Source organism: Anaerofustis stercorihominis, from assembly GCF_005844425.1.
Classification (GTDB): domain Bacteria; phylum Bacillota; class Clostridia; order Eubacteriales; family Anaerofustaceae; genus Anaerofustis; species Anaerofustis butyriciformans.
On the sequence record NZ_SPHL01000005.1, the window covers coordinates 64,722 to 76,791 of the forward strand.

General features: G+C 28.5%; 13 protein-coding genes. 3 read left to right on the forward strand and 10 right to left on the reverse strand.

The annotated features are described in order from the left end of the window. Window positions 1-41: 41 nt before the first annotated feature. The 10 genes from gltX to FGQ49_RS02745 all read right to left on the reverse strand — a co-directional run bounded on the left by gltX (window position 42) and on the right by FGQ49_RS02745 (window position 9,016). Window positions 42-1,514 carry a glutamate--tRNA ligase gene (gltX, locus tag FGQ49_RS02700; RefSeq protein ID WP_138268373.1) on the reverse strand — a complete coding sequence of 491 codons (1,473 nt, stop codon included), beginning with the start codon at window positions 1,512-1,514 and terminating at the stop codon, window positions 42-44. Between the two features lie 8 nt (window positions 1,515-1,522). Beyond that, complete coding sequence (gene rsfS / locus FGQ49_RS02705) at window positions 1,523-1,861, reverse strand: ribosome silencing factor (RefSeq protein WP_138268374.1); 339 nt, start codon at window positions 1,859-1,861, stop codon at window positions 1,523-1,525. A gap of 15 nt (window positions 1,862-1,876) precedes the next feature. After that, window positions 1,877-3,310: an adenylosuccinate lyase gene (purB, locus tag FGQ49_RS02710; RefSeq protein WP_138268375.1), complete on the reverse strand. Its 1,434-nt coding sequence runs from the start codon at window positions 3,308-3,310 to the stop codon at window positions 1,877-1,879. A gap of 10 nt (window positions 3,311-3,320) precedes the next feature. After that, window positions 3,321-4,523, reverse strand: coding sequence for a pyridoxal phosphate-dependent aminotransferase (locus FGQ49_RS02715; protein ID WP_138268376.1), 1,203 nt, complete (start codon window positions 4,521-4,523; stop codon window positions 3,321-3,323). A gap of 10 nt (window positions 4,524-4,533) precedes the next feature. Further along, a complete protein-coding gene (gene queA, locus FGQ49_RS02720) occupies window positions 4,534-5,556 on the reverse strand; it encodes a tRNA preQ1(34) S-adenosylmethionine ribosyltransferase-isomerase QueA (RefSeq protein WP_138268377.1) in 1,023 nt (340 codons plus the stop codon). A gap of 3 nt (window positions 5,557-5,559) precedes the next feature. After that, window positions 5,560-6,600: a Holliday junction branch migration DNA helicase RuvB gene (gene ruvB / locus FGQ49_RS02725; RefSeq protein ID WP_138268378.1), complete on the reverse strand. Its 1,041-nt coding sequence runs from the start codon at window positions 6,598-6,600 to the stop codon at window positions 5,560-5,562. Between the two features lie 8 nt (window positions 6,601-6,608). After that, a complete protein-coding gene (gene ruvA / locus FGQ49_RS02730) occupies window positions 6,609-7,211 on the reverse strand; it encodes a Holliday junction branch migration protein RuvA (RefSeq protein ID WP_138268379.1) in 603 nt (200 codons plus the stop codon). A gap of 9 nt (window positions 7,212-7,220) precedes the next feature. Then, window positions 7,221-7,565 carry a PAS domain-containing protein gene (locus FGQ49_RS02735; RefSeq protein WP_138268380.1) on the reverse strand — a complete coding sequence of 115 codons (345 nt, stop codon included), beginning with the start codon at window positions 7,563-7,565 and terminating at the stop codon, window positions 7,221-7,223. A 12-nt stretch (window positions 7,566-7,577) separates the two neighbouring features. Next, a complete protein-coding gene (locus FGQ49_RS02740) occupies window positions 7,578-8,204 on the reverse strand; it encodes a YigZ family protein (RefSeq protein WP_138268381.1) in 627 nt (208 codons plus the stop codon). Between the two features lie 83 nt (window positions 8,205-8,287). After that, window positions 8,288-9,016, reverse strand: coding sequence for a phosphatase (locus tag FGQ49_RS02745; protein ID WP_138268382.1), 729 nt, complete (start codon window positions 9,014-9,016; stop codon window positions 8,288-8,290). A gap of 213 nt (window positions 9,017-9,229) precedes the next feature. Here FGQ49_RS02745 and FGQ49_RS02750 point away from each other — a divergent pair, with 213 nt between their 5' ends. The 3 genes from FGQ49_RS02750 to FGQ49_RS02760 all read left to right on the forward strand — a co-directional run. After that, on the forward strand, window positions 9,230-9,958 hold the full coding sequence (locus FGQ49_RS02750) for a 2-C-methyl-D-erythritol 4-phosphate cytidylyltransferase (protein WP_138268383.1): 729 nt from the start codon (window positions 9,230-9,232) through the stop codon (window positions 9,956-9,958). 13 nt (window positions 9,959-9,971) lie between these two features. Beyond that, window positions 9,972-10,706 carry a 2-C-methyl-D-erythritol 4-phosphate cytidylyltransferase gene (locus FGQ49_RS02755; protein WP_138268384.1) on the forward strand — a complete coding sequence of 245 codons (735 nt, stop codon included), beginning with the start codon at window positions 9,972-9,974 and terminating at the stop codon, window positions 10,704-10,706. Window position 10,707: 1 nt separating this feature from the next. Next, window positions 10,708-12,070, forward strand: a 1,363-nt coding sequence (locus tag FGQ49_RS02760; protein ID WP_138268385.1) for a LicD family protein, incomplete at its 3' end; no start/stop codon positions are given.

The following is a 12,070-nucleotide window of genomic DNA, read 5'->3' on the forward strand; positions in this document are numbered from 1 at the left end:
AAGCTTAAAAAAGGAGATATTTTACAATATCTCCTTTAATCTTATTTTATATAATTCAAAGCCTTTTTAAGTCTTTCAACAACTTCATCTTTACCTAAAATACTTAAAATATAAGTTAAATCTGCACCATGCATTATTCCGCTTATTGCTATTCTTGTAGGCATATATAAAGCTTTACCTTTTATTTTAAATTCTTTTTGAATAGATTTTAAACTCTTTGAAACAATTTCAGGTGTAAGTTTTTTTTCTTGTTCAAATAATGAAATCAAGTTTTCAAACAATGTTTCATTTGTTTCCATATCCATGATTTCTTTTGCTTTATCATCAAGTTCATCAAGATTTGCTTTTAAGTATAATTCTTTTGTAAGCTCTATACTTTCTTCTAAATAATTTAGCTTATCTTTAATGGCTTCAACAATATATTCCATTGTTTCATCGCTAACATCATCATTTACTAAATTTTCTTTTAGTAAATAAGGCTTAATTAAAGCAATAAGTTCTTCATTTGATTTCTCTTTAATGTAATGGGCATTAACCCAGTTTAATTTTTCAGTATCAAAAACAGCACCAGCTTTTGTTACTCTTGAAATATCAAAATCTCTTATTAATTCATCCATTGATAAAATTTCTTTTCCTTCAGGATCAGACCATCCAAGAAGAGCAATGTAATTTATCAATGCTTCAGGAAGATACCCTTTTTGTATAAAGTCTTCAACTGCAACAGAATCATGTCTTTTACTTAATTTTTTCTTGTTTTTGTTTAAAACGGTTGGAAGATGAGCAAATTTAGGAGCTTCCCATCCAAGATAATTATATAAAATTATATGTTTTGGTGTAGAAACAAGCCATTCTTCCCCTCTTATTACATAGTTAACATCCATTAAATGATCATCAACCACAACTGCAAAATGATATGTTGGAAATCCGTCTGCTTTAATAAGAACTTGTTCGTCAACATCATTTGTATTTATTGTAACCTCTCCCCTTACTTCATCATAAAAAGTAATATCCTCATTTTCAGGAAGAGCCATTCTTATAACATAACTTTCACCGTTTTTTATTCTTCTTTCAGCTTCTTCTCTTGATATGTTTTTACATTTACCATCATATTTTGGTGTTTGTTTATTTTGTACTTGTTCTTCTCTTAATTTATCAAGTCTTTCTTTATCACAAAAACAATAATAAGCCTTGCCTTCATCTAAAAGTTTATTGATATATTTTTTGTATATATCAAGTCTGTCTGATTGAAAATAAGGTCCCTTATCTCCTATTTCAACAACCTTACCATCTTTTAACATTGGACCTTCATCATGTTTTACACCGCAAAATTCCAATGCATTAATTAAATTTTCAACAGAACCTTCAACATATCTTGTTCTGTCTGTATCTTCTATTCTAAGCAAATAATCACCATCGTTATGTTTTGCCCACAAATAGCAATAAAGAGCTGTTCTAAGTCCTCCAATGTGTAAAAATCCTGTAGGACTTGGTGCAAATCTTGTTCTGATATTCATAAAATACTTTACTCCTTAATTATTTTTCCGTCTTGCCATAATCTTTCCAGATTATAAAAATCTCTTTCTTCTTTTACAAAAATATGAAGTACTATTTCTCCATAATCCATTAATATCCATCTTGAAAGTTTTATACCTTCTTTTCCTTCAAGAAATATGTCGTTTTCCTCTGCTTTTTCTTCTACAAATTCACATACAGCTTTTGCTTGTCTGTCACTATTTGCACTCGCAACTATAAAAGCATTTGCTTCGGAAGTCAAATCCGTAACATCAACAGCATATATATTTGATAATTTCTTCTCTTCCAATAAATTTATAAAAAATTGTGTTTTATCTTTATAATTCATTATTTCTCCTAAATCTTAAACTTTTAATGTAACATCATAACCTATTAAATCTTTATTTTTTTCTAATACAGGTTTAACATCTTCTTCTACAAATTCAATAACTTGGTTAACAGCTCTTCCTACATATTTTTCAGGTTTTAAAATATCGTGGATTTCGCTTAATTCCAAATTAAATGCAGGGTCTTTTGAAATTCTTTCAAGTAAGTCGTTTGGTTTACCTTCTTGTTTAACAACTTTGCTTGCTTCCATAGAGTAAACCCTGATTTTTTCATGAAGTTCTTGTCTGTCTCCACCTCTTTTTACAGCTTCCATTAAGATGTTTTCTGTTGTCATAAATGGAAGTTCAGCCATAATATCTTTATGGATTACTTTTTCGTTTACAACAAAACCGCTTGCGATATTTATCGCTATTTGAAGAATAGCATCACAGCACATGAAACTTTCAGGAATTGAAATTCTTCTGTTTGCAGAATCATCAAGAGTTCTTTCAAACCATTGTACGCTTGCTGTCATTGCTGGGTTTACTTGATTTGCAATAATATGTCTTGCAAGAGAACATATTCTTTCGCTTCTCATCGGATTACGTTTATATGCCATTGCAGATGAACCAATTTGATTTTTTTCAAAAGGCTCTTCAATTTCTTTCAAATTTTGAAGTAATCTAACATCAGTAGCAAACTTATGTAAACTTTGAGCAATACCTGCAAGAGCATTTACAACTCTGCTGTCAAATTTTCTTGGATAAGTTTGTCCTGTTACTGTAAAGTCTGTATCAAATCCCATTTCTTTACATACAAACTCATTTAATTTTTTTATTTTTTCTTCATCATTGTTAAATAATGACATAAAACTTGCCTGCGTTCCTGTTGTTCCTTTTACTCCTCTCATTCTAAATGTAGAAAGAACAAATTCAACTTCTTCATAATCTAAAAGTAAATCTTGAATCCAAAGTGTAGCTCTTTTACCTACTGTTGTAAGTTGAGCAGGTTGAAAATGAGTAAATCCAAGTGTTGGTAAATCTTTATATTTAATTGCAAATTCACTCATTACTTTAATTAAATTTACAAGTTGTTTTTTAATAAGTTCTAAAGCTTCTTTAAAAACTATTAAATCAGTATTATCTCCGACATATGCACTCGTAGCACCTAAGTGAATAATACCTTTTGCAACGGGAACTTTATCTCCGTAAGTATGAACATGAGCCATTACATCATGTCTGAATTTATTTTCGTATTCTCTTGCTAAATCATAATCTATATCATAGATATTATCTTCTAATGCTTTTACTTGTTCATCAGTAATATCAAGACCTAATTCTTTTTCACCTTTTGCAAGAGCAACCCATAATTTTCTCCATGTTGAAAATTTCTTGTCAGCTGAGAAAATATAAAGCATTTCCTTACTTGAATATCTTTCGATTAATGGATTAGTATAAACATCTCTACTCATTTTAATTCTCCTATTTTATTTCATTTATAAATTCTTTGAATAATTTTAAACCACTTTCAATATCTTCCATACTTGTCGCATAAGAAAATCTTATAAAGTCATCTGCACCAAATCCAATACCAGGAATTACAGCAACGTATTTACTGCTAAGAAGTGCATCTGCAAAATCTATTGAACCATTTATTTGTTTTCCGTTATATTCTTTTCCATAATATTTAGAAACATCGGCAAAAACATAAAATGCCCCGTCCGGCTCAATAGGCTCAACTCCATCTACTTCTTTTAATACACTAAGCATATATTTTCTTCTGCTGTCATATTCTTTTACCATATCATATACGATTTTTTGATCTGTCTTTAAAGCTGTAATAGTAGCATATTGAGATATACTGCTTGGATGAGAAACGCATTGTCCTTGAATTGTATTCATCGCTTTTACAATATCTTTATTTGCAAGAGCATAACCTATTCTCCATCCTGTCATTGCATATGACTTTGAAGCTCCGTTGATTGTTATTGTAATATCTTTTATTTCATCTGATAAAGATGCAACAGGAGTAAACTCTTTATCGTTGTAAAGTAACATTTCATAAATTTCATCACTTAAAATGTATATACCTTCCTTAACACATACATCAGCAACTTCCTTAAGTTGTTCTTTTGTATATACAACACCTGTAGGATTTGAAGGATTATTAAGCATAATAACCTTTGATTTTGGTGTTATAACCTCTTCAAGTTCTTCTTTTGTTAAAACAAAGTTATTTTCTTTCTTTGGATATACAAATACAGGCTTACCTCCTGCAACTTTAACCATTTCAGAATAACTTACCCAGTATGGAACAGGAATAATTACTTCATCTCCGTCACTAATCAAAGCTTGCAAAGCAGTAAATAACGAATGTTTTGCACCTGATGAAACAATAATTTCACTTTCAGGATCATAATCAATATTAAATTCTTTTTTATATTTTTCACTTATAGCTGTTCTTAAATCTATAAGACCTTTTACATCGGTATATCTTGTTATACCTTTTTTCATTGCTTCGTTAGCTGCATCAATAATTACTTGTGGAGTATCAAAATCAGGTTCTCCTGTACCGAAAGAGTAAACTTTTTCTCCTTCTCTTTTAAGTTTGTTTGCCTTTGATGTAATGGCAAGTGTCATTGATGGTGATATTTTATCTAATTTGTTTGATAATGGTTTTTTCATAAAGTTCCTCCTATATTATTAACATTGCATCTCCAAAACTAAAAAATCTGTATCTTTCTTTTATAGCTTCTTCATATGCTTTTAGTATATCATCTTTATTGTAAAATGCACTAATTAACATGAGTAAAGTTGATTTTGGCAAGTGAAAATTTGTTATAAGATGGTCTATTACCTTAAATTCATATCCCGGATAAATAAATATATCCGTATTCATACTAACAGGTCTTATATCTCCATACTTTTGATAACAACTTTCAAGTGTTCTTACTGTCGTTGTTCCAACAGCAAATATATCTTTTCCACGTTTTTTTGTATCATTTATTATTTTTGCCGTTTCTTCACTTATAATAAAAAATTCACTATGCATTTTATGATTGCTTATATCATCTTCTTTAACAGGTCTAAATGTTCCAAGACCTACATGCAAAGTTACATAGCAAATATTAATGCCTTTATCCTTTATTTTTTCAAGCAGTTCTTTTGTAAAATGAAGACCTGCTGTAGGTGCTGCTGCAGAACCTTTATCTTTTGAATAAACAGTCTGATATCTATCGTCATCGTCAAGTTTTTCTTTTATATATGGCGGCAAAGGTACCGTTCCTATTTTATCTATATAAGAAAAAACATCATCGCAGCCAAAAAATTTAACCTTAGCCAAACCTTCATCGTATTTTTCAACAACCTGCATTGATAAGTTATCGTCAAATTTTACAATTGTTCCATTTTTTAATCTTTTGGCAGGTTTTATCATTACTTCAAACATATTGTTACTTAAAGGTTTTAAAACAAAAGTTTCAATTTTTGCTCCTGTTTCTTCCTTTATTCCAAAAAGCCTTGCATGAAATACTCTTGAATTATTAAGTACAAGAGTATCACCTTCATTTAAGTAATCTATTAAATCATAAAAATGTTTGTGTTCTATTTCTTTTGTATTTCTATTAACTACCATAAGCCTTGAAAAATCACGTTTTTCAATAGGTGTTTGTGCTATAAGTTCTTCAGGTAGATTATAATCAAAATCACTAGTTCTCATATATTATTCTTCTTCCATTTCAAATATTGATTTAGTCATGATTTCACTGTTCGTATAAGGAACATTTAAATAATCATAAGCAAGTTTTGTTGCAACTCTTCCTCTTGGAGTTCTGTTTATAAATCCAAGCTGTAATAAATACGGTTCATAAACATCAAGGATTGTGTCCTCTTCTTCACCAATAACAGCAGAAAGAGTATTTAGACCAACAGGGCCACCGTCAAATTTATTTATAATAGTATCTAAAATAGCAATATCACTGCTATCAAGTCCGTTTTCGTCTACACCTAAAAGCTTCAATGCTTCCATTGCAATTTCTTTATTTATAATATCAGATTTTTTTACTTGTGCATAGTCTCTTACACGTTTTAAAAATCTATTTGCAATTCTTGGAGTCTGTCTTGAACGAATCGCGATTTCCCTTGCACCATCATCATCTATTTTTATTTCAAGTATTCCAGCACTTCTTTTAATAATTTCTATAAGCTCTTCTATTTTATACATCTCAAGCTTATTTAATACTCCAAATCTATCACGAAGAGGAGAAGAAAGAAGTCCTGTTCTCGTCGTAGCACCAACTAATGTAAAAGGTGCAACAGGTATCCTTACGGATTTTGCATTTGGTCCTTTTCCCATTACAATATCAAAAGCAAAATCTTCCATTGCTGGATATAAAACTTCTTCTATGGTTCTGTTTAATCTATGAATTTCATCAATAAATAAAACATCATTTTTTTTAAGTCCGGTAAGTATCGCTGCAAGATCTCCCGGTTTTTCTATTGCTGGACCGGAAGTAACTTTTATAGATACTCCAAGCTCGTTTGCTATTATATTGGAAAGAGTCGTTTTTCCAAGCCCCGGAGGTCCATATAAAAGAACATGATCAAGAGCCTCTCCTCTTTCTTTTGCAGCAGAAATAAAGACTCTCATCCTTTCTTTGACTGTTTCTTGACCGATGTATTCATCTAATGTCAAAGGACGAAGAGACTTATCTTTTTCTATATCAAGTTCTGTTTTTTTACTTGTTACTATTCTTGTAGCCATATTTCTCCTTATTCATTAACCCTTTGTAATGCAATAGTAATTATATCTTCTATAGTAAGGTCATCATTAGTAGAAATGCCACTAACGATTTTATTTGCATAAGCTCTATCAAAACCTAAAGATGTAAGAGCTAAAACAGCCTCAGCTTTCAAATCACCATTTATATCTATACTATCTTCAAAAGATATTTCATCCATTTCAGGTAAATCTGAAAATTTATCTTGAAGAGTAACAACTATTTGTTCAGCTGCTTTTTTCCCAACTCCGTTTGCAGCACACAATGCTTTATAGTCCTTATTAATTACTGCACTTATAATCATGTTAGGCGACAATGCACTAAGTACGCTAAGCGCAATTTTAGGACCTATTTTAGGAACTGTAAGAAGTTTAAAGAATACTTCCCTTTCAAAAGATGTAGAAAACCCAAATAAACTTATATCGTTTTCTCTTACAGCCATATATGTAAATATTTGTACTTCATCTTTATCATTTGCCAAATCTGTTATAGTATTTTGTGAAACATTTAGTAAAAAACCTATTCCACTTTTATTTTCTATTGTTAAATATCCATCAGTTATATTAGTAACATTTCCTTTTATATAATCAAACATTAATACCCTCTACTTGTCCTCTTCGTGTCTTTCATAATAACCGATAAGCTTTCTGTTTTCATCTCTTACCGCAACTATATAATTATTTTCTTTATGTTTTTCGTTATATCCAATATAAATTTCCGTTAAATTATCATCTTTTAAAAATCTATCAATATACTCAAGGGTTAGTTTTTTTGAATTCTCATTATGACAATCAAACAAAGACTTCCCTATCAAATTAGCTCCGCCTCTATGAGCATAACGTTTTAAAGCACTTTTATTCATGTACGTTATAATATGGTTTGTATCTACAAAACAAACCGGATTTTTTTCATTATCAACAATATCCTTAAAAACCATGTTAAAATCCATAATGATACCACCTTATAAATATTTATCTATATAAACATCATCTATATGTTCTATATTTATTTTTGCATTTGTAATTGCAATAAGTTCATTTTTAAATTCTTCCTGTAAATTTATCGGAACATATACTCCATAAGTAACTTTATCGGTAAAAACTGCATCTTCAAGTTTATACCCTGTCTTTCTTAAATACGTTTCAATTTTTCCGTGAAGAGAATAATCATAAGAAATTTTTGTTAAAGCTGTCATTACCTTTTTTACAAGCTTTGCTTCTTTTATAACTTCACTTGCAGAAGAAGAATAAGCTCTTATTAGCCCGCTGGCACCAAGTTTTATTCCTCCAAAATATCTTGTAACCACTATTAATGCATTTGTAAGATTATTTTTTTCCATAGCATTTAATATAGGTCTGCCTGCAGTCATAGCAGGTTCTCCATCATCACTGGATTTTTTTATTTCCATTTTCTTACCTATTATATATGCATAACAATTATGAGTAGCTTTATAGTGTTCTTTTCTAATTTCTTCAAGATATTTTTCAGCCTCTTCAACATTTTTAACCGAAAATAAATTTGAAATAAAAGTAGATTTTTTTATTTCTATTGTACTGTTAAAATTATCATTAATGGTTATATAATCCATACATAAATTCCCTATTTTAATTTTTTCCGATTAAATATTATAACATAATACATTTTTTTGTTCAATAAATTGACTTTACAAAACTATCTATTACAAATATCAATACCTCTAATTTGTTTAAAATAATCTCTTAATCTTTCAATAGAAGAATTAACAACTAATTCCTCAGGATAACCTACTTCATTTAATAACTTTATTGATTCATCAAAATGTCCTATTGCAGAAGAAATATGTGCATCTGAATTTACAATAATAGGTACTTCATATTTTTTACATAGTTTGACAATTTCAAAACAATTAACATCACTTCCCGGACGCTGCTCAAAAGAGTGATTATTTACTTCAACTATCTTATTATATTTATTACATTTTGAAATAATCATTTCGTAATCAAATTTAAAAATTTCATTTCCAAGATGACCAAATACATTTATGTTTTTATTAAGCAAAGCTTCGCTAAGCATATCATTAACATGATTTTTATCTTTTGGATAAAATATTTCTTGATGGAAAGATGCAATTTTTAAATCAAGATTTTCCATGTACTCTTCTTCTAAATCCACATTACCCTCAGGCATTATGTTAAGTTCTATACCACTTATTAAATAAACCCCATGCATTTTACCTGGATTATTCTTTCCAAGACTTCTAAAATGCCAATGACTTGCACCATCTTCCAAAGCAGGTCCATGGTTTGTAATACCAACGGCTTGTAGCCCTGCTTTATTTGCCGCAATACAATTTTCTTCAAGAGTTGAAAAAGCATGTTCGCTAATATTTGTATGTGTATGTAAATCCGCTATAATTTTCATTTTACACCTCTTATATTTTATAATATTTTTTATTATAGCATAAAATAAAAGACATATTTAATAGCAATATATACTTTTAAATAAATTAGACTAATTTTATATTTACATATTTAAATTTAGCTATATAAAAAAATATATAGCTAAAATATATATAATATGGTAAAATAAAAATTATGTAAAATTATAATAAAATAATTGTATAGGAGAAAGATAATGAATATTGCAATTGTTAAAGCTGGAGGTACTGGTCAAAGAATAAATGATAAAAAAGCCTCTTTACCAAAACAATTTATTGAAGTAGAAGGTAAACCTTTATTAATTTATTCTATTGAACCATTACAAAAAGCAAACAATATAGACAAAATAATAATTTCTTGTCATGAAGATTACATTAATTTAGCCGAAGAATATTGCAAAAAATTTAATATAACAAAATTATTTAAAATTGTAAAAGGAGGAAAAACTACTAGCGACTCTTTTCTCAATGGATTAAAGGTTGCAAAAGAACTAATGAATGATGATGATTTAGTAATAATGGCAGATGCAGTACGCCCTCTTGTATCAACATCAACTGTTGAAGAAATAGTTGAAAAAGCAAAAGAATGCGGTGCTGCAGGTGGGATGGTAAAAATTGCCGAATGTGCATTTATTTGTGATGAAAAAGATAGTATAAGTTATATAGGAAATGACACCTCTTATATGTCTAAAACTCCACAAGCAATTAAATTAGGATATTTAGAAAAATATAATAGGCAAGCAAAAGAAATGAATGTCTACGAAAATTGCCCTGCACTATGCACATTATGTATTAATACCAATAATCCTTATGCAATCGTAAAGGATAGTCCTTATAATATTAAAATAACATACCAACATCAACTTGATTTCTTTGAAATGATTGTAAAAAACGGATTATTAGAAAAAATAATAAATATAAAATAAGGAGAAAATTAAAATGAATATTGCAATTATTACAGCAAGTGGTAGAGGTACAAGAATGGGTGAAGAATATAAAGATTCACCTAAACAGTTTTTAGATGTTGAAGGAAAACCTGTTCTTTTCTACTGTTTAGAAAAATTTGAAAATAATAATAATATTGATGCTATCATTATAGTAACATTAAAAGATTATATATCTTTTGTTCAAGATAAAGTAAACGAATATGATCTAAAAAAAGTTAAAGCAATTGTACAAGGTGGAGATACATTAAAACAATCTATAATGAAAGGTTTTGAAAAAGCTAAAGATTTTATGTCATCAGAAGATGATACAATTGTTATTCATGATGGTGTTAGACCGATGGTTTTTGATAGTGTAATAACAGATATAATAAAATCAGCAAAAGAAAAAGGACCTTCACTTACTGGTATACCAAATAAAACAGGAAATTTTATGATAACTGAAAATTCTGAAGTAAATAAATTTTATACAAAAAATCAAGTATATGCAGGAGGAACACCTCAAGCTCTAAGTGCCAAAGATCTTCAATATGCATACAATGAAGGAATAAAAAGAAATATTTTAGATGATGAAAATTATGGAACATGTTTTATTTCTCTACTATATACTTTAGGAAAAAAAATCTATATAGTTCAAGATAAAGAATTAATGAATCTAAAAATCACAACCCCTGCCGAATTAGAAATATTTAGAGCTATAATAAGAATTAGGGAGGAAAAAAATAAATAATATGACTTTAAGCAAAAAAGATCAAGTATTAAATGTTATAAGAAAAATACAATTAGAAGGTTTAGCAGAAATTGATAGAATATGTAGAAAACATAATATAAATTACTCTCTGGGTGGTGGTACTTGTCTTGGAGCTATTAGACATAAAGGATATATTCCATGGGATGATGATATTGACATCGATATGGACAGAGTTGAATTTGAAAAATTCTTAGAAGTTTCAAAATATGAATTAGATGAAAATATCTTCCATCTTGAATGTAATGAAAATAACCCCAATTTTTATTCTTACACACCAAGATTAATGATTAACAACACCATTTTAAATAATAAATCAATGGAATTAAGTGGAAATAATCATTGTATATTTATTGATATCTTTATTCATGATTATTTACCAAATAATAAAATTAAAAGAGCATACTACGCAAAAAAAATCTATTGGATAAAAGTATTAACTTATTATAAATGGTATGGCATTACAAACCAAGTACCACAGTCATTTAAGACTATTGCAAGAATATATGTAAAACTTAGAAGTTATAAGCACTTCTTAAAAAAATTTGACAAATATGCAAAGCATTACCATAAGAAGGGTGAAAAAACAAATTATGTAATTGATACTTCAATCATAAATGGAAATTTTGGAGGATTTCCTTCGAGTATAAAGAAAGAATATATAGATGTTCCATTTGAAAACTTAACAGTAAAATGTTTAAAAGAATATGACACTTTCTTAAAAATATTATATGGTGATAACTACATGAAAATTTTTCCAAAAGAAAAAAGAATTTCTCACCATAAATGGAAAAGAGTAGATCTTGGACCTTATGCAGAAAAATATGGACTTCCAAAAGAATATGTAAAATATATCATAATGAACCTAGACGCTCCAAGATTAAAAAAAGTAAAACAAGTATCACTTGAAATGCTCGATGTAATTGATAATATATGCAAAAAATATAATATTACTTATTTTGTTTGTGGTGATGATGCTTTATATAAAGCAAACAATACAGAAGAATATGCAAAAATATGGAGAGATGATGTTACTGTTTTGATGGATAAAAAAGCATATGATAAATTTATTGAAGTTGCACCTAAAGAATTAAATCATTATTATTTCTTAGAAAATAATATTACAAATAATAATTATCATTTCCCATATTCTAAATTAAAATTAAATTACACTTATTTTAGGGACAGAAGAACTTTTCCAGCAGATGTAAACCAAGGATTATGGATAAATATTGGTGTATTAATTAATACTTCCAATGATGCTAAAAAACGTTTAAAACATTATAGAGCATTAAGTAATGTATATGATCAAATTAGATTAAAATGGCTATATAACTCTTTAAGAG